This is a genomic window from Pseudomonas sp. Soil_N_39, from assembly GCF_057655955.1.
Genome location: NZ_JBDGLI010000001.1, coordinates 82,362 through 103,847, shown reverse-complemented (window position 1 = coordinate 103,847; position 21,486 = coordinate 82,362). Strand labels below are relative to the sequence as shown.

General features: G+C 60.4%; 15 protein-coding genes. 4 read left to right on the top strand and 11 right to left on the bottom strand.

Going from position 1 to position 21,486, the window contains the following annotated elements:
- The first annotated feature begins 47 nt into the window (after nucleotides 1–47).
- Entirely contained in the window at nucleotides 48–272 is a 225-nt protein-coding gene (locus tag AC3A5O_RS00420; RefSeq protein WP_053119970.1) for a YgdI/YgdR family lipoprotein, read from the top strand.
- Nucleotides 273–531: 259 nt separating this feature from the next.
- On the opposite strand, the gene AC3A5O_RS00415 is transcribed toward AC3A5O_RS00420, so the two are convergent.
- The 7 genes from AC3A5O_RS00415 to AC3A5O_RS00385 form a co-directional block, all read right to left on the bottom strand.
- The gene (locus AC3A5O_RS00415; RefSeq protein ID WP_305467073.1) at nucleotides 532–2,385 is read right to left on the bottom strand and encodes a polyurethane esterase; all 1,854 of its coding nucleotides are present in this window, start codon (nucleotides 2,383–2,385) and stop codon (nucleotides 532–534) included.
- Between the two features lie 160 nt (nucleotides 2,386–2,545).
- Entirely contained in the window at nucleotides 2,546–3,895 is a 1,350-nt protein-coding gene (locus AC3A5O_RS00410; RefSeq protein WP_122566919.1) for a TolC family outer membrane protein, read from the bottom strand.
- A gap of 14 nt (nucleotides 3,896–3,909) precedes the next feature.
- On the bottom strand, nucleotides 3,910–5,244 hold the full coding sequence (locus AC3A5O_RS00405; protein WP_122566920.1) for an HlyD family type I secretion periplasmic adaptor subunit: 1,335 nt from the start codon (nucleotides 5,242–5,244) through the stop codon (nucleotides 3,910–3,912).
- Nucleotides 5,241–7,040 (bottom strand): type I secretion system permease/ATPase, encoded by a 1,800-nt coding sequence (locus AC3A5O_RS00400; protein WP_122566921.1) that lies wholly within the window; start codon nucleotides 7,038–7,040, stop codon nucleotides 5,241–5,243. Before AC3A5O_RS00400 ends, AC3A5O_RS00405 begins: the two co-directional genes overlap by 4 nt.
- A 136-nt stretch (nucleotides 7,041–7,176) precedes the next feature.
- On the bottom strand, nucleotides 7,177–7,605 hold the full coding sequence (locus tag AC3A5O_RS00395; RefSeq protein WP_487752718.1) for an AprI/Inh family metalloprotease inhibitor: 429 nt from the start codon (nucleotides 7,603–7,605) through the stop codon (nucleotides 7,177–7,179).
- A gap of 125 nt (nucleotides 7,606–7,730) precedes the next feature.
- Nucleotides 7,731–9,185, bottom strand: a complete 1,455-nt coding sequence (locus AC3A5O_RS00390) for a serralysin family metalloprotease (RefSeq protein ID WP_487752717.1) — start codon at nucleotides 9,183–9,185, stop codon at nucleotides 7,731–7,733.
- Nucleotides 9,186–9,526: 341 nt separating this feature from the next.
- Complete coding sequence (locus AC3A5O_RS00385) at nucleotides 9,527–10,423, bottom strand: LysR family transcriptional regulator (protein ID WP_122566923.1); 897 nt, start codon at nucleotides 10,421–10,423, stop codon at nucleotides 9,527–9,529.
- Between the two features lie 132 nt (nucleotides 10,424–10,555).
- On the opposite strand from AC3A5O_RS00385, the gene AC3A5O_RS00380 reads away from it, so the two are divergent.
- Together AC3A5O_RS00380 and AC3A5O_RS00375 are read left to right on the top strand one after the other, a co-directional pair.
- Complete coding sequence (locus AC3A5O_RS00380; RefSeq protein WP_487752716.1) at nucleotides 10,556–12,019, top strand: MFS transporter; 1,464 nt, start codon at nucleotides 10,556–10,558, stop codon at nucleotides 12,017–12,019.
- 193 nt (nucleotides 12,020–12,212) lie between these two features.
- Nucleotides 12,213–12,491 carry a DUF1652 domain-containing protein gene (locus tag AC3A5O_RS00375; RefSeq protein ID WP_003201764.1) on the top strand — a complete coding sequence of 93 codons (279 nt, stop codon included), beginning with the start codon at nucleotides 12,213–12,215 and terminating at the stop codon, nucleotides 12,489–12,491.
- Between the two features lie 117 nt (nucleotides 12,492–12,608).
- On the opposite strand, the gene AC3A5O_RS00370 is transcribed toward AC3A5O_RS00375, so the two are convergent.
- Nucleotides 12,609–15,071: a UvrD-helicase domain-containing protein gene (locus AC3A5O_RS00370; RefSeq protein ID WP_354338949.1), complete on the bottom strand. Its 2,463-nt coding sequence runs from the start codon at nucleotides 15,069–15,071 to the stop codon at nucleotides 12,609–12,611.
- A gap of 236 nt (nucleotides 15,072–15,307) precedes the next feature.
- On the opposite strand from AC3A5O_RS00370, the gene AC3A5O_RS00365 reads away from it, so the two are divergent.
- The gene (locus AC3A5O_RS00365; protein WP_487752715.1) at nucleotides 15,308–16,003 is read left to right on the top strand and encodes a pirin family protein; all 696 of its coding nucleotides are present in this window, start codon (nucleotides 15,308–15,310) and stop codon (nucleotides 16,001–16,003) included.
- 150 nt (nucleotides 16,004–16,153) lie between these two features.
- Here AC3A5O_RS00365 and pgm read toward each other — a convergent pair whose 3' ends face one another.
- The 3 genes from pgm to AC3A5O_RS00350 form a co-directional block, all read right to left on the bottom strand.
- A complete protein-coding gene (gene pgm / locus AC3A5O_RS00360) occupies nucleotides 16,154–17,800 on the bottom strand; it encodes a phosphoglucomutase (alpha-D-glucose-1,6-bisphosphate-dependent) (protein WP_487752714.1) in 1,647 nt (548 codons plus the stop codon).
- Between the two features lie 91 nt (nucleotides 17,801–17,891).
- A complete protein-coding gene (locus AC3A5O_RS00355; RefSeq protein ID WP_305467082.1) occupies nucleotides 17,892–19,289 on the bottom strand; it encodes an aminotransferase class I/II-fold pyridoxal phosphate-dependent enzyme in 1,398 nt (465 codons plus the stop codon).
- A 96-nt stretch (nucleotides 19,290–19,385) separates the two neighbouring features.
- On the bottom strand, nucleotides 19,386–20,876 hold the full coding sequence (locus AC3A5O_RS00350) for a hypothetical protein (RefSeq protein WP_122566929.1): 1,491 nt from the start codon (nucleotides 20,874–20,876) through the stop codon (nucleotides 19,386–19,388).
- Between the last annotated feature and the right edge of the window lie 610 nt (nucleotides 20,877–21,486).

Here is a 21,486-nt window from a genome sequence, read left to right as displayed (position 1 = left end):
CGGTCGAATCAGCTGCTCCGTGTCCTTTTGATTGAGAGGTTATGGTTATGAACATCAGGTTTCTGGGCCTGCCCCTGGTCGCCGTGGCATTTATGGCTTTGGCTGGCTGCGCGTCGCCCACGGTAGTGACCTTGCAAAACGGTACCCAGTATTTGACCAAGGACACCCCCAACACCCGCACCGCCGACGGTTTCTACGAGTTCGAGGACATTTCCGGCAGGAAAGTCCGGGTCCGCGCCGATGATGTGGCGACCATTCGCAAGGAAGACTGATTCCCTGTGATTCGCCTGGTAGGCCGCCATCGCGAGCAAGCTCGCTCCCACAAAAGACCGGTGGTGAACACAAATACTGCGTACACCCGAAATCCCCTGTGGGAGCTTGCTCGCGATAGCGGTGGATCAGCTTGCAATGATGTTGAATGTTCAGGCCCCTTCGCGGGCAAGCCCGCTCCCACACAGCTTCGGGGGTGAACACAAATCTTGCATACACCCGAGATCCCCTGTGGGAGCGAGCTTGCTCGCGATAGCGATATCAGGCGAATACGATCCCGTCGCCGCCAACCTGACCGATACCAACCCCTACCAGGGTCACGGAACTGTCGCCGACCTTAAGCAGCGTGTCATTGCCCACTTGTGACAGGTAATCGCTGTAGTCGTGGCCTGCCCCGGCGCCGGGTACGCCAAGGAACACCAGCTTGTCCCCCGCCCCATAACCACTGATCCGGTCCTGGCCGAACGCACCGTTGAAAAGGAAGGTGTCGCTGCCACCGCCCGATTGCATCAGGTCGTTGCCCGCACCTCCAACGAAGGTGTCGTTACCCGCGCCGCCCACCAGCACATCGTTGCCGTCGTGACCGAACAGCCAGTCCCCCTTTGCTCCCGCCACCAGGGTGTCGTTGGCCGCACTGCCCTTGACCGAAGACGCATACGCGGTCAGATTGCCGCCCGCCACCAAACCATTGGCGGTGACGCTATGGCTCACCTCATTCTTGAGCAGTCCCCAGAATAATCCGGGCTCTTTACTGACCAAGGTACCGATGTCGCGGGTGATGCTGATCGCGCCATGGGCATCGCGCATGTACAGCGTTCCGGCCCCGTCATGGGCAAAGCTGAAATCCTTCACCGACTGCTGCAGTTGCAGGCTGTTGCTGCCCTGCCCGCCCAGTATCACGTTGTAACCACCACCATCGCGGAAGGTGTCGTTGCCGGCGCGGCCTTCCAGGTAGTCGCTGCCCTTGCCGCCCTGGATCAGGTCATTGCTGTCGCTGCCGATGATGAACGTGCTGCCGGTGTGGGCTTCGGCGTTGCGGTTGAGGTCCTGCACCCAGGTATTGGCGCGCGCGGGGTCTGACAGGTTGGCGACGATAACGGTGGAGTCTTTTTCGGTGAGGTCGTAGAACGCCGAGCTCATGATCCGGCCCATGCCATCGCCGTAGCCGCTGGGCAAGTGGGAAATCCAGGTGGGGATGTTGAGAATCGAGAACGGCAACACGTTCCATGCCGCCGAAGCGTAGTGGTCGTTGAAGCTGACGATGTTGTTGGTGGCCGACTCCTGTTGCCCATCGTGCACTCCCAACGACGCGAGGTTGAACGTCGAACCATCCAGGACGCGGAACACCGGATCGTTCTCGTAACCGATATTCAAGACCTTGTCGGTACTGCTCTGGGTTGGCGAAGCGTAGGCGATGTAGTTGGCATCGGCGTAGAAGCCCGACCATTGGCTGGTGCTCAAGTCCGCCAGACTGTTGACCGCCAGCCCACCCAGGCTGTGACCGCTGACCAGCACGTCCGCGCCGGTCAGGCCATGGGCCTGGGCAAACTTGGCGACGTCTGCGAGCAGATTGCCGAAGGCTTCGCCCGCGTAGTTTTTGGCGTAATCCTTCGGTCCGAAGGCCGCCAGTAAATCGCTGATCGCATCACCTATGGAGTCAACGATCAAGTTCTCTCTTGGGCCGCTGGTGCCACGAAACGACACACCGATTTCCGTCAGATGCCCATCGGCGTCGTACTTGCCAAGGATTTCCGCCTGCGCCGTGGTGTAGCCGGCCTTCTCGCCGAAGAACGTCCCCCGTCCATCGACCTTGCCGGTGTAGCCCAGTTGCGAGGCGCTGATGGGCGTCCAACCGGCCTTTTGCACCGCTTCCAAGGCGAGTTTTTCCGAGTCGGGGTTCCACGGCACGCCGGGGATCACCCCTTGGGAATCAGTGCCGCCGAACAGCGCGGTGACCAGGGTCGCCGGCAATCCGGCGCCGAAACCGTTGTCCTGGTACCCGGCGGCAAAGCCGTTGTCGAGGTTGTGATAGGAATACAGCATGATTGCCATCGCATCGCTGACCAATGCTTTGGATTCGGTGGTGCCGAAGTTCTTGTAGTCGTAGATACCCATGGTTGTTGCCCTCTTTTTGTTGTTGGAATGCTAGAACCGGGTGGTACAGCTTTTTGTGGCCAGAGATTGCTCCCGCTGGAGTGCGAAGCGCTCCCAGGCTTTTTGGGGCCGCTGCGCAACCCAGCGGGAGCAATCCCTGGTCACAAAGGCAACGCGCTGGTCATTGAATTGCCCCCTGGGACACAAACGCCTCGTCCACCTTCGCCAAGTCCTGCGGGCCAAGAGTGCCTGCGTAGTAATGCAGCTTGGTCCAGGCCATGAGGTAGTCGTAGCGGGCCTGGGCCAGGTCGCGGCGGGTGGTGTAGAGCTGTTGCTCGGCATTGAGTGCGTCAAGGTTGACCCGTTCGCCACCAAGGATGCTTTGCCGGGTCGATACCACCAGCGCCTCGGCGGAGCTGAGGGCCTTCTGGTAGGCGCGCAGTTTGTTCATCCCCGACACGCAAGCGCTGAACTGACGGCGCAGTTCAATCAGCGTCTCGCGGGTCTTGGCCTCCAGCTCGTATTCGGCCTGCTCCATGTTGCGGCTGGCCTGACGGGTCGACGCCGAGACCCCACCGCCGGCATACAGCGGCACGCTGACTTCCAGGCCGATGGTGTTGGTGTCGTAGCGCTGGTTGTAGGTGTTGCCACTTTCCGATTCGTTCTGGCGCATCGTCGCGTAGGCACTGACCTTGGGCAGGTGTCCGGCGCGGTTGCGTTCGACCTCGAAGCGCGCCACATCCACCGCCTGGCGCTGGGACGCCAGGCTGGGGTTATTGCTCACGGCCAACTCATGCCATGTGTCGAAACTGGCCGGTTGCAAGACAAAGGTCTGGAAGGTGTCGTGCAACGGGGCCAGGTCGCCGATATCCAGGGCCGGGACGCCTATCAGCGAGCCGAGCTCACGCAAGGCGGCGTCTTGCTCGTCCCTCGCCTCGATTTCTTCGGCGATTGCCAGTTCATAGCGTGCCTGCGCCTCGAGGATGTCGGTGCGCGTGCCTTCGCCCTGGCGAAACAGCTGTTCGTTTTGCTGGAATTGCTGCTCGAACGCCTTTTTCTTGGCCTGGGCAATGTCGATCTGGTCCTGGGCAAACAACGCCTGGGTGTACTGGCCCAGCACCCGCACCAACAGCGCCTGGCTCTTGTCCCGAAAACTTTCGTCGGCGAACAACGCCTGGGCCACGCCCTTTCGGTAGGCCGCGTATGCCTCGTAGTCCAGCAAGGGTTGTTGCAGCGTCAGACTGGAGCCGTAGCTGCTGTAGTTGCGATCGTCATGCTGGCTGGCACCACGGTCATTGAGGTACGTGACCTTGGATTGGTTGCGGCCCTTGTTGTAGCTGTAGCCCAAATGCGGCAACAGCCCGGCGCGGCCAATGGCGCGGTTCTCCAGGCCCGCATCGCGCTCCTTGATCGCGCCCAGGTAGGCCGGGTCATTGCGCAGCGCCTGCTCATAGAACTCGAAGGGCCCCATGGCCCAGGCGTTGTTGCACACGGAAACGGCCAGCACGGCCACCCAATAGAAACGCTTCATACCGCCAGGCTTCCTTATTCTTCGGTCAACGCAGAGCCTGCTCGGTCGAGCAGCGGCTTGAACAGGTAGTTGAGCAACGAGCGCTCGCCGGTGCGTACGAACATTTCGGCCGGCATGCCGGGTTTGATCACCAAGCCGTTGAGCTTGTCCATCGCCACGTCGCTGACGCTGCTGCGCAGCACGTAGTACGGCGCGCCGGTCTTCTCATCGAGCATCTGGTCGGCGGAAATCAGGCTGACTTCCCCAGGCACCCGCGGCGTGCGGTTCTGGTTGAAGGCGGTAAACAGGATGTCCACCGGCAAATGCGGGCCGACCTTGTCGATCAGGTGCACCGGTAGATGCCCTTCCACTTCCAGCCGCGTGCCCTGGGGGACGATTTCCAGCAAGGTGTCGCCCTGGCGCACCACCGCGCCTTCGGTGTGCACCCCCAGGTTCACGGCGATGCCGTCGGCGGTGGCGAGGATCTCGCTGTGTTGCAGCTCGAACCCGGCGGATTTCAGTTGCTGTTGCAGGGTTTCACTCTTGAGCTGGGCCTCGGCCAACTGACTGCGCACCTCTTTCTGGTATTCCTCGTTGTGCTGCTGCAGCTTCAGTCGCGACTCGACGATCCCCTGCTCCACTCGCCCGCTTTCGCCGCTGTTCTGCGCCAGTTCTTGCTGCACTTGCGACAATTGGCGCTGATAGTCCAGCAGGCGATTGCGCGGGATGTAGCCGTTGTCCGCCAAGGGTTGCAGGTTGCCCAATTGCAGGCGCAGGGAGTCGGCCTGGGCGGTCAAGTCGCTGCGGGCCCGGCGCATGCCTGCCAGTTGCGCCGTGGCCCCTTCGATGTTGGCGCGCAACGCCGCCTGCTCCCGGGCGAAGGCTTCGCGGCGACTGCTGAACAGTTGCCGCTGGCCTTCGAGCACCAGGGCCAGGCGTGGATCGGGATCGCGACTCAACTCTGCCGGGAAGCTCACCTGCAACAGGTTGTCCCGCTCGCTTTGCCAACGCGCCAGGCTGGCCCAGGTCATCCGGTACTGCGCTTGCAGCGATTGCACATCGGCGGCGGCCTGGGTCTGGTCCAGGCGGAACAGCGGCTGGCCTTGCTTCACCACCTCGCCTTCGCGCACCAGGATCCGGCTGACCACACCGCCGCTCATCGACTGCACGGCCTTGCGCTTGCCGGAAACCACCACGGTGCCTTGCACGGGGATGCCTTGGTCCAACGGCGCCAGGCTGGCCCAGGTGAAAAAACTGCCGGCCCCCACCAGTGCCAGCACCCAACCCATCCGTGTAAAGAAACGGGCGTCGCGCTCCGGGCGCTCGAAGTCCTGGGCCAATTCGAGATTCATCTCGCACTCCTTGCTCATACGCCACCCGGTTTGCCGACTGCCTGGTACTGGCGACTCATGCTCAGTCCGTTGGGGGTCGCCGGGGGGCTGTTTGGCGGTGAGTGGCGCGGCGCGTTGCCCTGTGAATCCGGCTGCCCGGACAGTGCCCGCAGCACCTGCTGGCTCGGGCCGAAGGCCTGTAGCCGACCTTCATCAAGCACCAGCAACTTGTCGGCCTGGGCCAATACCGAGGAACGATGGGTGATCAGCACGACGCTGGTGCCTTGGGCCTTCATCTGCGCAATGGCCCCGGCGAGCGCGGCCTCGCCAACCGTGTCGAGGTTGGAGTTGGGCTCGTCGAGCACCACCAGGCTCGGCCGGTCGTACATCGCCCGGGCCAGGGCGACCCGTTGCTTCTGCCCGCCGGACAAACCGCTGCCGTCTTCCCCCAGCACGGTGTCGTAGCCCTGGGGCATGCGCAGGATCAACTCATGGACGCCGGCCTGTTGCGCGGCGGCGACGACTTTTTGCGGGTCGGCCTCGCGAAAGCGGGCGATGTTCTCGGCGATGCTGCCGCTGAACAGCTCGATGTCCTGGGGCAGATAGCCGATATACGGGCCGAGCTGGTCGCGATTCCAGCGATGAATATCCGCCCCATCGAGCCGCACCTTTCCCCCCAGTGTCGGCCACACGCCGACCAGCACACGAGCCAGGGTGGATTTACCGGAGCCCGAAGCCCCCAGAATCCCGAGGACTTCCCCCGCCGCCAGGCTGAAGCTGACCTGCTGCAGGGTGGCATTGCGTTGCCCCGGCGGGCCGGCGCTCACCTGCTCGAAACTCAGCTGGCCCTTGGGCGGCGGCAGCGCCATCGCATCATCCTGTGACGGGTAAGCCTGCAACAGCGCATCGAGGCGGCGATAGGCGAGCTTGGCTCCGCTCCACTGCTTCCACACGGCAATCAACTGGTCGATGGGGCTCAACACCCGGCCCATCAGGATCGAGCCGGCAATCATCATTCCGGCGGTCATCTCGCCCTTGATCACCAACAGCGCGCCCAACCCCAGCACCAGCGACTGCAAGCACAGACGCAGAGTCTTGCTCAAGGCACTGATCACCGCACCGGTGTCACTGGCCTGGTTTTGCAGACCGAGAAAACGCGAGTGCACGGCGAACCAGCGGCTGCGTAGCGCGTCGAGCATGCCCATGGCCTGGATGGTCTCGGCATTGTGCAAATGGCTGGTGGCCAGTTGGCTGGATCGTTGTGAGTAGACACTGGCCTGCCCCAACGGTTTTTTGGTCATGGCTTCGTTCAGGCAGGCCAGGCCGATCAGCAGCAGTGTGCCGACGGTGGCGAATACACCGAGCCAGACGTTGAACAGATAAATCACGAGCAAGTAAATGGGGAACCATGGCGCGTCGAAGAACGCGAACAATGCAGGTCCCGTGACAAATTGGCGAACATGGGTAAGGTCGCCCAGGGACTGCCCGGCATTGCCCTCGCCCTGACACAGATTGCGCTCGAACGCAGCTTTGTACACTTGGAGGTTGAAGCGTCTTTCCAACTGACTGCCGATGCGGATGACAATGAAGCTGCGCACTATTTCCAACAGTCCGATGAACACAAAGAACCCGACCACCATCAACGACAACATCGCCAGGGTGGTTTCGTTTTGGGATGACAACCCGCGGTCATACACTTGGAGCATGTATATCGACGGCGCAAGCATCAAGACGTTAATCAATGCAGTAAAACAACCGACACTGATCAGAATGTGTTTATAAGCGCCCAGCGCTTTAAACAACGGCACGGCGACAGCGCCCCGGCTCTTAGTCATGGATCTTCCTGCTGTTGGCTTCGCCGGATATCCGGCTGTTATGCACTACCAATCTTTAATTATTCAATCGGCCCCGGCCGATGCGCACGCCTGATTGAACATACGCGTCTCGCCCTGGGACAATCGTAACAATTTGTTAACGCTGGATCGGCCGCTCAAGCCTGAGTGTCAGGCCGGACTTCAAAGTGACCTGATAATGATGTTCTTGGCGCAACCCCAGGTGCACTCTAGAGTTCTGTCTGCCAATCAGGGAAAGACCATCGGGTTCGGTAAACCAATGGACCGGTTCATCCCCCAGCCAGTGGCCCAGGCATTCGGTTTGTCCGCCCAGGGTTTGGTCCGCCTTGAGCTCGACAAGGCAAGTGTTGGACGGTTTGTCCTGCATCGCCTGGCTTTGCGCAGTGTCCTGCGGGCTCGACAGAACGGCCTGCCACTGACCGGCCAACTGCGAGGGTTCTGCTAACAACAGGCTGCGCGCCATGGCGACTTCTCCACAAAACATCATCAACGTAGCGAGCAACCCGACGGTTGCCTGAACGCTACAGGGCATCGATTCTCTACGCATTGGCTTGATCCTGGCTGGGTCCTGTAGGCGCTGTCGAGCGAAGCGAGGCTGCGATCTTTCCCCTAGCACTTGAGTCTCAAGCGAAAAGACCGCAGCCTGCGGCAGCTCCTACAGGGATTCCAGCATTACGCCACGATGTCCGAAACGGCTGCCTGGCCGACGGTGCTGACCAGGAAGTCAGCCACGCCGTGCCCGGAGAAGTCCACCGACAACAGGCTGTTGCCACCCGATGTCGACAGCACCGCATCCCCCGCCGCACCGGTGAAGGCGCTGACAAAATGCAGGCCCGCACCCTTGGTGATGCCCGTCAGATCGATCTTGTCCAGGCCGCTGACGAAATCGACGATCTGGTCCGTCGCCCCCGGCCGTGAGTCGGAACTGGCGGCGAACACAAAAGTGTCCGAACCCGAGCCGCCCCAAAGCTTGTCCGAGCCACCGGCGCCCCAAAGGATATCGTTGCCGGCACCGCCCTTGAGTTCGTTGGCCACCGCATTGCCGATCAGCAAGTCGCTGCCCGAACCGCCGATAGCATTTTCGATGACTGCCCCTTGGGCGATGGACACGTTACCCACCATGCCCCCCACGTCGGAGAACGAGGCGTCATTGAGGTTGATTTTCTGGTTCTGGGTAAACCCGGAGAAATCCAGGGTGTCGCGGCCGCCCCCGTCCCATACCGAAAACACCACTTTGTCCGACGACGAAGAGGCACTGAGAAAATCGCGACCGGTGTTGGAGTTGAAACCGTAGGTCGAGTCGCCGGTACGGGTCGTGGTGTTGGCACCGTAGAGCTTCTGGATGGCCGCGATGTCATCCATCAGCGGGCCCGAGGCGTAGGCTTCGACGCCGCCCTTGCTGAAGTTCTGGTTGGTATTGCTTTCGCTCCAGTAGCTCATGACGCTGTAGCCACGGGTATCCTGGCCATAGGTGGCGTCGTCGTAGGTCGGACTGCCTTCACCTGCGTTGTAGTCACCCGGGTGGGCCAGGCCGAGGGTGTGACCGATTTCGTGGGTCAGGGTCTGGCGGCCGTAATTGTTCAGGTCCGGGTTCTTGTTCTGGGTGTAGCTGCTGTTGATCAGGTACCAGGACGTCCCGTCATAACCGGCGCCAGTCCCCGGCAGATAAGCGAACGCCGCGGCGCCATCCTGGCCGCCGCTGTAGTTGCCGAAGGTCATGTGACCGTCGCCACCGCTGGTTTTTTCGGTGAAGGTGACATTGGCCACGTCCGCCCAGGATTGCATGGCCAGGGCGGCCTGGCCTTTCTGCTGGGCGCTGAACTGGCTGAAGCCGCTGATCCCATGCTTGTTCATGGTGCTGGAAGAGGCAGACGTCAGGAAGGTATAGGTCAGCTCGATCTTGCCGCTGCCGTCCCGGTCCTGGTAAGCCGCGCCGTCGCGCAGCAATTGAGTGGCCGCCTCGTCGACGGAGTACGACGGTTTGCCGTTGACGGTCAGGTTGCCGCCGCGGTCGTATTGATGGCTGAAACTATTGATCTGGTTGAACGCATTACTGGGCGCCGCCAATTGCGGAGCCCAGAGCAGTTGTTCGGCAGAATCAATAGCGCTGTTTTTGACTTTCGACATAAACACACTTCCTTGTTTGCTAATGGAACATTTTTAGTCAGACAGGCGATCTCTGGCGAGATCGTCCTATCACTCGCCCAATGAGGACGCAAGAAACCTGACACAATTTGAAATCAAACGTCTAGCAATTTTTTCGTTCAATTTCACGTCGATTCCCTTAACGCCCGGAAACAATAGGTTTCTACCTTCTTAGTGCGCACGCTCAACTGCCCGAGTTACAGATTGTCGGACAAAACTCTATTTAAATATTAAATATCCATAACTAGGCATTTGTGCACGGCGCCGCACTTTCGCCAACTAAGTGCCAGCGAAGTGCTATTAATGAATATCTACTAAGACCACTATGGTTTACTTGCGCACACTTCCCGCAAACAGCCCCGAAGCCAGCGATGCACGGGGTCGGCGTCCATTCGCGGATGCCAGAGCATGGCGATCGTGAATCCAGGCACCGGGAACGGCAGCGCGAAACTGTGCAGACCGACCCGCAGGCTGGTGGTGTAACGCTCAGGCACGCTGGCAATCAGGTCGCTGGAGCGCGCCAGCCCCAACGCCGAAGAGAAACCTGGCACGGTGGTGACGATTTCCCGGGACAGGTCCAGCGCCGCCAGGGCCTGGTCGATAAGGCCATGGTCCAGGCCGCGCATCGAGACGCCGACATGCCCGCCCGCCGCATAACCGGGGGCACTCACCGCCGCGTGGCTCAACGGGTGACCCGTGCGCACCACGCCAATCAAGCGGTCGCTGAACAACGCCTGGGTTCGCAGTTCCGGGCTGGTGTCCTTGTCCACCACGGCGGTCTCCAGGTCCACGGTGCCTTCGCGAAGCGCCGTGCTGTCCCGGTCGGTCTTTTCCACGAAACGCAACCGCACGCCCGGCGCTTGCTCGTGGATACGGGCGATCAGGTCGATGGCGAAGTTTTCCACGAATCCTTCACGGGTGCGCAGCGTGAACGTACGGTTCAACCGGCCAAGGTCCGGGGTCGCCACTGGCCGCAGCACCGCCTGGGCCTGCAGCACCAGTTGGCTGACCTGCTCGCGCAACTCCAGTGCACGGGGTGTCGGCACCAGCCCTCGCCCAGCCCTTACCAACAGCGGGTCACCGGTGGTTTCACGTAACCGTGCCAATGCCCGGCTCATGGCCGATGGGCTGAGCCGCAACCGTCGGGCGGCGCGGGCCACGCTGCCTTCCGAGAGCAGCACATCGAGGGTGACGAGTAGATTGAGGTCAGGCGAAGACATGGCGGAGTCTCGAGTTGAGTAGATGGCGTCTTGTGCAGCTATAACCTGCAAATGCTGCGCCTTCCGCCATGTTATGCCCAGCTGTAATGTTCTGACAGCGCCGTTTAGAGCGCCACGGATACAGGTGAAACGATGAAACCCATCAACACGCAACCAAACCCGCCGGCAACCGCACCCGCAAACCGGCTCTTTTCACCTCGCTGGGCTTTGGCCAGCCTTGCGCTCTCAACGTTGCTGGCCTCCCTGGGCGCCAGTGTGGCCGCAGTGGCGTTGCCGACGCTGGCCCAGGTCCTCGATGCCTCTTTCCAACAGGTCCAATGGGTAGTGCTGGCCTATCTGCTCGCCATGACCACGCTGATTGTCAGCGTCGGCCGCTTGGGCGATCTGATGGGTCGTCGCAAGCTGCTATTGGTCGGTATCGCCCTGTTCACTTTGGCCTCGGCGTTGTGCGGCCTGGCTCCCTCGCTTTGGTTGCTGGTCGCGGGTCGGGCATTGCAAGGCCTGGGGGCTGCCATCATGATGACGCTGACCCTGGCCCTGGTCGGCGAAACAGTCGCCCAGGAGAAAGCCGGCAGCGCCATGGGCCTGCTGGCCACGCTGTCGGCGGTGGGCACGGCCTTTGGGCCGTCCTTCGGCGGCCTGCTGATCAGCGAGTTCGGTTGGCAGGCCTTGTTTTTGGTCAACCTCCCCCTCGGCCTGCTGACGTTAGGGCTGGCGTGGTACGCGCTACCGGTGCGGCAAGTGCCGCCGAAGGCTGAAGCGACTCGCTTCGATATCACCGGCACAGTGCTGTTGGCGTTGACGCTCGCCACCTATGCCTTGGCCATGACCTCCGGGCGCGGAAACTTTGGCGGGTTGAATGTTGCGTTGTTACTGGCCGCGCTGGTGGGCGGCGGGCTGTTCGTTCGGGTCCAGTCCCGGTCCGTGTCGCCGCTGATTCCCTTGGCAGTCTTTCGCGACAAGTCATTGGTTTCGGGCCTGGCGACGAGCGCCCTGGTCGCAACGATCATGATGGCGACGCTGCTGGTCGGGCCTTTTTACCTGTCCATCGCCCTCGGACTGCCAGCGGCCCTCGTCGGGCTGGTGCTGGCGACAGGGCCGTGCGTCGCAGCGCTGGCCGGAGTGCCTGCCGGACGCCTGGCGGACCGGTTCGGCGTGCAGCCCATGCGACTCGCCGGCCTGGCGACCATGGCCCTCGGCTGCCTGATGCTGTCACTGGTTGCCCCTGCCCTTGGCATCGCCGGCTATATCACCGCCATCGTGGTCACGACCCTGGGCTACGCGTTTTTCCAGACGGCCAACAACACGGCCGTCATGGCCGATGTGGCCGCCCAGAGGCGGGGTGTCATAGCCGGGCTGCTCAACCTGTCGCGCAACTTGGGTTTCTTCACCGGAGCCTCCGTGCTCGGCGCGGTGTTTGCGACTGTAGCGGCGACAAATGACATCACCCGCGCCAGCCCCGAAGCCGTGACGAACGGGCTGCACACGACCTTCGCCGTCGCCCTGGCGATGGCGATCCTGGCCGTGGTCATCGCCTTGAAATACCGCGTGCCAGAGCAGTTCGGCGAAGCCAAGGACACCCGTAGCCAAGTGTGATGGCATTCTGAGTATTGCCGCTTAAGTCGTGATCCGGATCAAAAAAAGTGAACCAATCGCAAAACGGACTGAAAAAATCCACATGAGCTTCATTTTCAGGTGCTATTTTTAGTTCTCACTGGTAGAGCCATGATGGCTCTTCCTTCCTGACATGAGCAAAAGGAAGCGCTCGATTGAAGAAGGCGGGCAACACATGAATAAAGGATCTTTCAGCAAGGTTACGTTCCCCAATGCTTGCCAGTTGATGCGCTGGCACTTCCATCCCATGGGATTCGAAGCGAGCATGGATGCGCCTGGCAGTATGGTTGCCCGGTTGTTTGACCGTGCCAGCGGCGAGACGATGATCGCCATTGCGGGGATCCCCTGCGCGACGGTGATGAATGCGCCGGATGTGGAGCGAATAATCGAGGCGGTAGAGGCCGAGCTGGAAGCGTTTGTGCCACCGGTGGGGTTGCGGCGGTTTGCTTCCTGACAAGGGTGATGTTGATCATTTAAAAAGCGGCGCCTTCCTCTTTTGTGGAAGGTGCCGTTTTTTTGGGCTTGGGCTTGGGCTTGGGTTTTGGGTGTATATCCGTACCCGTACACATCCTTATCCTTTACGCCGGTGGTCAGCAAAAAAAGGCTTGTCCGCCGCAACACGATCCGAAGCCTTCGGCCCATTGGCCGCCTGCCCATCCTGCCCATCGACATACCAATAACAATGCTGCACTGCACGAGTGATCCCCACATACGCCAAACGCAAAATTTCATCTTTTTGCGCCGTGTCGTAAGGCTCAGCATCTCCGTCCTGCCCCAGCCCAGCCATCCGATAAACCTGATTCTTGTAAGGCGAACTGCTCAGGTGCTGGCAGTCGCCCAACAAAAACACCGCATCGGCCTGGAGCCCCTTGGCACTGTGGTAAGTCATTTGCCTGAGCCGCCGGGCATCGTACGGCAAGCTAGAATCAACATTAACTATTGGATGAATATACTTTTCTATCAGTAACTTATCGCTACTTTTTCGATACAACATCAGGATGGAATCACCTTTGCGATAGTGTTCATCCAATCGCAGGGCCAGCCCTTCATCGTCTCGATCCAACACATTGACCGGACTCAGCGAGCGAGGCATACCGCTGGCCTTGGCTTTTTTGCCCGGAATAGCCGCAGCCGCGCGCACGATGTGCTCGGCCGCATCGATGATGTGTTGGTGACTGCGATAGTTGTCCGTAAGCATGACTCGGGTTGTCGCGGGTGACGGGAATTGCTTGTTGAACGCCATGAAGTAGCTCGGCGAACTGCCGCGCCAGCCATAGATCGATTGCCAATCGTCCCCGACACACAACAAGGAAGAACGCTGGGCGCCGCGCCCCACGTGCAGCACAGGCCCACGGCTGCGGACTTCCCGAAGACTGGCGCGAAGCCAGGAGACGATCTGCGGTGACACGTCCTGGAACTCGTCGATCATCAGGTGCGAAAGCGGCCTCAGTAAGGCATCACCCAGCAACTTGAAATTTTCCGGCGAGTGCTCGCTGAACAACGCGAACATGCGGTTGTAGGTCATGATCGGTGGCGATTGATCAAGCAAATGGTCTTCGAATGCCCGCCAGTAGCGGCTCAGCGCTTCGAAGAAATACCGGTCGGGATCATCCTGGGCAAAAGACATCCGGCCTACGGCATCCGGAACGTCCAGGCCAAGGTTCTCGATAAATCCCGCCGCCGCGACAAAACAGTCGAGCAATGGCGCCGAACCCAGCTCACCCTTGACCTTATAGTCGAACCCGGGACCAGCGCTGGCGTCGCCGGCCATGGATGCCACTACACGCTTGGATACTTCGTAACTTTCGAGCCAGATCAGCGGCTTACGACAGAAAGCTTGAAACAAGGTGCGCTTTACCGCCCACTCCGCGCGGATGCTCAACTTGGCACCCGGACGACTGAGCCGGGCATCTTCCCGCGGATCGAACCCCAGCATCACCCAGGCATCCAGTGAGGGTGCGTAGCCATGGCAGTGGAATGTCGAACCATTGATTTCGAAGGTTTGTCGTTTTGGCTCGATGCCCTTGATTGGCCAGGCACCGGCGCGAAACCACAGGTCTTCGACGGCGTCGCACAATTCCTCGTCGCGCTGGGCCGCCAGCTCGGTCACGGCCACCCGTTTTTGCACATCAGGGTGATCGCGCTCCAGCTCCTTGAGTTGCAGGGCGTGACGGGACAATGGCTGGATCAGCTCACGGAAACGCGCGTCCCTCTGGTAAAGGTTGTAATAACAGGCGTTGAGTTGCCGGCGCTGGACATCGTTAATACGCAGTTCAAAGGGATTGCCTTGGGCGTCGTCGTCCGCTTCGGCGCGATGACTCAGGGTCTCGAAGGCCTGGAGGCGCTCGAACCCGGGCAGGCTACGGACCATGGGCAAGATGCGCGAATGGAACGTGCGCACCAAGTCACGGGCGTCCTTGAGGCTGACGGTTCGCCCCCACAGGGCAAACACTTCGATCAATTTCTGAATGAAGTCCTTGCGCGATTCCCGGGTGAATGTCACCACGGTCATTGAGTCCAGTTCGAATCCCAGGTAGTGGGACAGCAACACAATACGCAGCACCAGGGTCGTCGACTTGCCAGCACCCGCCCCGGCGACCACCGAGGTAGACGGTGTGTCGCTGAAAATCATCTTCCATTGCGCAGCACTTGGTTGTGCGTGCGCTGGCAGCAATCGGGCGACATCCGCCTTGATGCGTTTCTTCAGCTCGGAGGTCAGCGGCAGGCGCCAGTCATCGAACAGCAAATCATCGACCTGCGGTGCCGGATGCTCCGTACTGCGGGAATCACGGATCAACAGGACCTGGCGGCCCTCCTCAAGCCCTTCGGCCCGGCCCTCCTTATAGCCATAGTCGAAACCGGCGGTATGGCCGCTGCGAAAACCATCGGCCTGGCCGTGCAACCAGGACGCTCGGTGCTGGGCGCGCAGGCGCGTCAGGCCATGGCCGAATAACCGAGCGGCCAGGCGCTTGAGCAACGGCATTTGGGCCAGGGGTAAAAGCTCAGGGGGAAGATCAGGAGTGTGTTGCGACACGCTGGGGACTCCGGTGTTCATGAACCATGACGGCTATGGTGTCTGTATTTGCCGCCAGGTTCCACCCAAAAGCTTTTAAGTCATAGGTTTAGGCGATGAAGTGAAAGTTGGCTCACGATTTAATATCTAAATAGGCGATAGTTTTGACGCGTTTTTTACGCTTTTTATCGATGGTTTGCTTGGACAAAATAGCCCCATCAACCCTCGCTTTCGCTCCCAGCGAAAAGGACACGAACATGCTCGAACTCAGGCCCTTCGCCACCTTGGGCGCCGCCAACCATGGCTGGCTGGATGCCCACCACCATTTTTCGTTCGCCGAGTATTACGACCCGCAACGCATGCACTGGGGCAACCTGCGCGTCTGGAACGATGATGTCATCGCCCCCGGCAGCGGTTTTCCTCAACACCCGCACCGGGACATGGAAATCATCACCTATGTGCGCGAAGGCGCGATCAGCCACCAGGACAACCTGGGCAACAAGGGCCGTACGGAGGCTGGCGATGTCCAGGTCATGAGCGCGGGCACCGGGATCGCCCACAGCGAGTACAACCTGGAATCGACGGCCACGCGCATTTTCCAGATATGGATCATTCCCAATGAAGAAGGCCTGGCACCGTCATGGGGCGCTAAACCGTTTCCCAAGGACTCGCGCGAAGGCTTCGTGACGTTGGCCAGTGGCAAGGCCGGCGACGACCAAAGCCTGCGCATTCGCGCCGACGCACGGCTAGTAGCGGCCAACCTCAAGGCGGGTGAAAGTGCGGAATACCGACTGGACGCAGGGCGACGAGCCTATCTTGTGCCTGCCACAGGATTGATAGAAATCAATGGTTTGCGTGCACAATCTCGAGACGGTGTTGCGATTGAAGATGAACAGCTTCTGCGGGTGACTGCGGTCGAAGACAGCGAAATCGTGCTCGTAGACCTGGCTTGATTAATCTTGTGGCGAGAGGGTTGTGGGAGCAAAGCTTGCTCGCGAAGTAGGCGCCTCGTTTTCTGAAATACCGCATCGTCTGTATCGCGGGCAAGCCTTGCTCCCACATGAATCACCTGGCCACAAGTTGGAGCAAGACTTGCTAACGGATCACTTGCTGGTAATCGCCCCATCCACCAACGTTTGCGCCTCAGCCACCAATTGTTTGAGGTGCGCATCGCCAATGAAGCTTTCGGCGTAGATCTTGTAAATATCCTCGGTACCGGACGGACGCGCCGCGAACCAGCCGTTTTCGGTCATGACCTTCAGGCCGCCGATGGCCTGGTCATTGCCCGGCGCATGGCTGAGGATGCTCTGGATCTTCTCCCCCGCCAGTTCGGTAGACGTCACCTGATCCGGCGATAGTTTGCTCAACAGTGCCTTCTGCTGCGGATTGGCCTTGGCATCGACGCGTACCGAGAACGGTTCGCCCAGCTCGTCGGTCAAGGCGCGGTAGGCCTGGCTCGGGTCGCGGCCGGTGCGCGCCGTCATTTCAGCCGCCAGCAACGCCGGAATCAGGCCGTCCTTGTCGGTACTCCAGACACCGCCATCCTTGCGCAAGAACGAAGCACCGGCACTTTCTTCACCGCCAAAGCCCAGGGAACCATCGAACAAACCGTCGGCAAACCACTTGAAGCCCACCGGCACTTCATAGAGGCGGCGCCCCAGGCGCTTGGCGACGCGATCGATCAGGCCGCTGCTGACCACCGTCTTGCCCACGCCAGCATCGGCACGCCATTGCGGGCGATTCTGGAACAAGTAGTCGATGGACACCGCCAGGTAATTGTTCGGCGCCAACAGGCCGCCGGACGGCGTTACGATGCCATGGCGGTCATGGTCCGGGTCGCAAGCAAAGGCCACGTCGAAACGCTCTTTCAGGCCAATCAACCCTTGCATCGCATGGCTGGAGGATGGGTCCATGCGGATCTGCCCGTCCCAGTCGACGGTCATGAAACGGAAGGTGGAATCCACGTGGGTGTTCACCACGTCCAGGTCCAGGCGGTAATGCTCGGCAATGGCCGGCCAGTAGCGCACGCCCGCACCACCCAACGGATCGACGCCCAAGTGCAACCCGGCGGCGCGGATGGCATCGAAATCGATGACATTGATCAGGTCCGCCACGTAAGTGTTGACGTAGTCGTGACGGTGGGTGGTATCGGCCTTCAAGGCCTGCTCGTAGCTGACACGCTTGACGCCGACGAGCTGGTTGGCCAGCAGTTCGTTGGCCTTGGCTTCGATCCACTTGGTGATATGGGTATCGGCAGGGCCACCGTTGGTGGGGTTGTACTTGTAGCCGCCGCTTTGCGGTGGGTTGTGGGACGGTGTGATAACGATACCGTCCGCCAGGCCCGAGGTGCGACCACGGTTGTAGCAGAGAATGGCATGGGAAACCGCTGGCGTCGGGGTGTATTCATCCCCTTCAGCGATCATGACAGTCACGCCGTTGGCCGCGAACACTTCCAATGCGCTGGCGCCCGCCGGAGTCGACAACGCGTGAGTGTCGATACCGACAAACAGCGGCCCGTCGATGCCTTGGGCTTCGCGGTACAGGCAGATCGCCTGGCTGATTGCCAACACGTGCCACTCGTTGAAGCCCAGGTCGAAGGAGCTACCACGGTGACCGGAGGTACCAAAAGCCACGCGTTGGGTCGCAACCGAGGCATCGGGTCGGCCGGCGTAGTAGGCCGTCACCAGTCGCGGGATATCGATCAACAACTCTGCCGGTGCCGGCTTGCCCGCAAATGGACTGACTGTCATGCAAAACCTCTGAGTGGAGTGGCTCGGGAAATGGGGTGCAGTTTACTGACAGTTCGACCATGGCGCGACGGGTTCGATCCATCGCCGCCGATTACGATTGTTCAAGCCTCAGGGCATCGGCCAGCGCGCAGAGTGCCGCGTCAAGGTCCTGGGGCCCATTGAGCGCATGGGTCAGACGCATATGTTGCCCATACAGGCCATGAAGGCTGAACAGCTCCCCCGGTGCGATGACGATGCGCTGGGCCAGCAGCCGATGGAAAACCCGCCGCAAGTCAACCCGTCGCGTCGAGCGCATCCAGATCGTCGCGCCGCCTTGGGGCTCCACCCATTGCAGGCTATCCCCCAACCGCTCGCACAGCAATTGTGTAGTGGAAACCGCGCTTTCGCGCAGCAGGCGTCGCAATACCAGCAAATGCTGATCAATCCGACCGTTGCTGTACAGCCGAGCGATGGCTTTCTGGCGAATGGGTGACAGGCGAAACGCGCGCAGCAGGAAATGTCGCTGCAGGTGCAGGGTCAACTGGCGCGACAACACGTAGCCATACGGCGCCTCAGGACCGATGGTCTTCTCGAACGTGGAATAGACGATCAACCGGTCCGGGTCGAGCAAGTCCCGAAAAGGCGTCGCCCCGGCCTCGAACGCCAGGTCTGTATGGCTATCGTTCTCCAACACCCAGGTGCCGTGCCGTTCCAGCAAATGGGCGATGGTGCGACGGTTCCCTTCAGGAACCAGCGAACCCGTGGGCATGTTCAGGACTGAGGACAGCATCACCAGGCGTACCGTTTCGCTCTCGAGCAATTCCTCCAACTGCTCGATGTTGATTTCCCCGCTCGCCAGCAATGGCAGCTCGATGATGTTGATGTCGGCTGCCTGCAGCAGGCGCAACACGGCCCAGTCGCAGGGCGATTCGATCAGCACCGTGGCGCCCCGGAGTGCCAGTACGGCAATCAGAATCTCCAGGACACCCCGCAGGTCGGCGCCGATGTAGACGTCATCGGCATTCCAACAACGGGCCGGCGACGAAGTGTAGCGGGCCGCCAGCGCGGTGCGCAGCTCCAGTTCGCCCCAAGGTTGCGAGGGCGTTTGCGAGGAGCGCGGGTATTGGCGCAGCAGCTCGCGCTCGAGCAACAACATCGGGCTGTCCAACGGCTGCATCGATGCCGGCTCATCCGCACTGAGCACCCGCATGCCCGGTCGCCGGGCATTGACGTACAAGGTTTCGAGCAAATCGTCACCACCGTCCAGGGTAGTCATGGTGGGCGCCGGCAGCGCGTAGTAACCGGACTTGGCGATTGAGTACACCCGCCCTTCCTTCTCCAACAACGAATAAGCGTACTGGATGGTAGATATCGACACATTCAGACGCTCGGCCAATTGCCGCAACGAAGGCAGGCGCACCCGCGCATCAACCTCCAGTTCGTTGATCAGCGTGGTCAGGTAGCGATAAACCGCCTGGTAGGCGAAGTCTGTCTCCCGGCAACCTTTCATGGGATCACGCCAGGAGAGCGAATTGTCGTCGGCCAGGTCGCAACGCCGGACACAACGACCAGGGACGAGATAGACGAGTCCATCAAACCTCGTTCCTCAGTGCCTTGCCGAGCGTTCGTGCGGCTCATCGGCGACCTGCCCCGTTTCTGCCGCGTCGACGTCGTCGAGGACTTGTTGCAGATCACCTCCCGGAACAGTTTCCGGTTGGTCCGGCGATGCCACGCTCGCCTGGTACAGTTTGCCAAGGACACCGACGGGCAGACCACTGACGTCGACCATCCATTGCGCGATCTGATCAGCGACCGTCGCGCCCTGCATGGCTTTATGCAAGTCCGGCATCGCCACCAGCATGCCGGGATGGCAACAGCGCAGGAAATGTTCCAGGCCTGCGCCCTGCCCCACGAACGGGGCGAACAGCATGCACACCAGTTGCGTTTCGCTGAGCCCCAGGATCTTTTGCGCTTCGAGGGCGGCGTAGGCGCGGCGCTCGGGAATCGACGAAGGTGAGCCGAACAGCGCCCGAGCCTGCTCGCAGGCGTGTTCCGGCAGTTGCTTGCGATGCATGAGCATGATCGCCCGCTGCACGTAGTCACCGTATCCCGTTTCGTAGCTGCGCCCTTGCACGTAACAGGCCTGCAGGCCGTGCAAATGAGCCAACAGCAACGGGCTAAGGTATTCGTTTTCGATCGCCGAAGGCATGAGACCATCGGTCTGTACCCGCAGGAATTCGTTGAAAAGCGGCCAGTTGGTGCCTTCCAGGCGATCGACGATCAGGTCGTCGATGCCGATGTGACTCATCCGCCGGCAGGCTTCGTAATGCCCCTCGGGTTTCCATGCGCCAAGGCGCTCAGGACCGTAGAAATGCTCGTAGAGATCGTTGTTCAAGGTATCAAGATGCGCAAAAAGGCTGTCGAAGCAGCCTATATTGTCGGTCGGCAGGCCGATCTTGCGGGCCGCGCGGCGAAGGCCTGAAATGAACTGCCTTTGCTGGCGAGGCGTATCGCTGCTGACCATCGAATCCACGCCAGACTCCCAGCGGGCCATGTGCCGATAGAATTCTGTCATCGCCAGGTAGCCCTCACTCCCGATTTCCAGGGGGCTGTCGACCGAGCGAAGGTGCCCCAGGGCCAACAGGTCCATGCGATTGGCCTCGTGCCCCGCCACCGACAAGGGCTGCCGGTGATTGAACGGCAACACTTCGCGGTTATCCGCCATCAGCAATTCAACCCGGGGATCGTCATAGACAAACAGCGCGCTGTAGCAGCGATGGATGTTTTCAAGCGTCGCCTGGGTGGTCTCGCTCAAGCGCGGCGTGGCGACGCGCAAGGCGAAGGTCACCGGATGCCGGCCCGCGATGCTGAGCTGCGCGGCCCGCAAAGCGGTTAATACATAAAAGCCCTCCCGGCTGCCGTTCTGGACCGTCAACACCCGATAATCGCCAATCCGGTCGATGCCTCCGGCGGCGACAATCAATCGCTGGATCAAAAGCTGCAACGCAGTCCGTTCGGCCCGGGAATAAAAACCCAACAATCGTTGCAGTATCTGTTGATACACGTGAGTCATTGCCTGCTCATGAATTGCACTCATAGCCATTTACCTGAAATTCAACTATCGGCGCCGCACCCGCACCTACGTGACCGTGCGACGTGTTGATCTGAAAGGATCGTTCTAGTACCCAAAGAGTATTAGCAATACGCTCAAGCGTTGCTTGTCGTAATTATTTGATACATACACAACGAGTCACCTCGCGCGCTTGGCATCCCCCGCCGCGGGCCTTTAAAACCGGGGGGCTCGCCGCGCGGGCCGCACGTCCTAGGAGAATTCCGACAACGTCCCACAGATAATGAGTACGCAAAATAAGGAACTTGCCGAACTTTAATTGACCCTCTACCCCACTCTGTTCTCGCCAGAATCGATAGATAGCCCCGTCCCCATTAACGCTCGTTGCAGCTTGAATGTGCCTTGAAGGATGAACGCCTTCGAGAAAGTTATACCGCACCACGACTTCTTCCTTGATATGGAAATCAGCGTTCAATTATCAGGACTTAAATAATGATTAGAAGATACAGATTGAGGGCAAAAACCAGTTCAGATGTTCACCGACAAACCGTTTCTGCCTTGAACGAACCGGGACAGGCAACTTGAGGGGGCTTGCGAGACACGAATGCACCGCCGCCAGGCAGCCAGTGTCGTGGGA

Excerpts from the sequence above, each read along its gene's own strand:
- AC3A5O_RS00420 (WP_053119970.1), top strand. The coding sequence starts at position 48 with ATGAACATCAGGTTTCTGGGCCTGCCCCTGGTCGCCGTGGCATTTATG.
- AC3A5O_RS00415 (WP_305467073.1), bottom strand. The coding sequence starts at position 2,385 with ATGGGTATCTACGACTACAAGAACTTCGGCACCACCGAATCCAAAGCA.
- AC3A5O_RS00410 (WP_122566919.1), bottom strand. The coding sequence starts at position 3,895 with ATGAAGCGTTTCTATTGGGTGGCCGTGCTGGCCGTTTCCGTGTGCAAC.
- AC3A5O_RS00405 (WP_122566920.1), bottom strand. The coding sequence starts at position 5,244 with ATGAGCAAGGAGTGCGAGATGAATCTCGAATTGGCCCAGGACTTCGAG.
- AC3A5O_RS00400 (WP_122566921.1), bottom strand. The coding sequence starts at position 7,040 with ATGACTAAGAGCCGGGGCGCTGTCGCCGTGCCGTTGTTTAAAGCGCTG.
- AC3A5O_RS00395 (WP_487752718.1), bottom strand. The coding sequence starts at position 7,605 with ATGCGTAGAGAATCGATGCCCTGTAGCGTTCAGGCAACCGTCGGGTTG.
- AC3A5O_RS00390 (WP_487752717.1), bottom strand. The coding sequence starts at position 9,185 with ATGTCGAAAGTCAAAAACAGCGCTATTGATTCTGCCGAACAACTGCTC.
- AC3A5O_RS00385 (WP_122566923.1), bottom strand. The coding sequence starts at position 10,423 with ATGTCTTCGCCTGACCTCAATCTACTCGTCACCCTCGATGTGCTGCTC.
- AC3A5O_RS00380 (WP_487752716.1), top strand. The coding sequence starts at position 10,556 with ATGAAACCCATCAACACGCAACCAAACCCGCCGGCAACCGCACCCGCA.
- AC3A5O_RS00375 (WP_003201764.1), top strand. The coding sequence starts at position 12,213 with ATGAATAAAGGATCTTTCAGCAAGGTTACGTTCCCCAATGCTTGCCAG.
- AC3A5O_RS00365 (WP_487752715.1), top strand. The coding sequence starts at position 15,308 with ATGCTCGAACTCAGGCCCTTCGCCACCTTGGGCGCCGCCAACCATGGC.
- pgm (WP_487752714.1), bottom strand. The coding sequence starts at position 17,800 with ATGACAGTCAGTCCATTTGCGGGCAAGCCGGCACCGGCAGAGTTGTTG.
- AC3A5O_RS00355 (WP_305467082.1), bottom strand. The coding sequence starts at position 19,289 with ATGAAAGGTTGCCGGGAGACAGACTTCGCCTACCAGGCGGTTTATCGC.
- AC3A5O_RS00350 (WP_122566929.1), bottom strand. The coding sequence starts at position 20,876 with ATGAGTGCAATTCATGAGCAGGCAATGACTCACGTGTATCAACAGATA.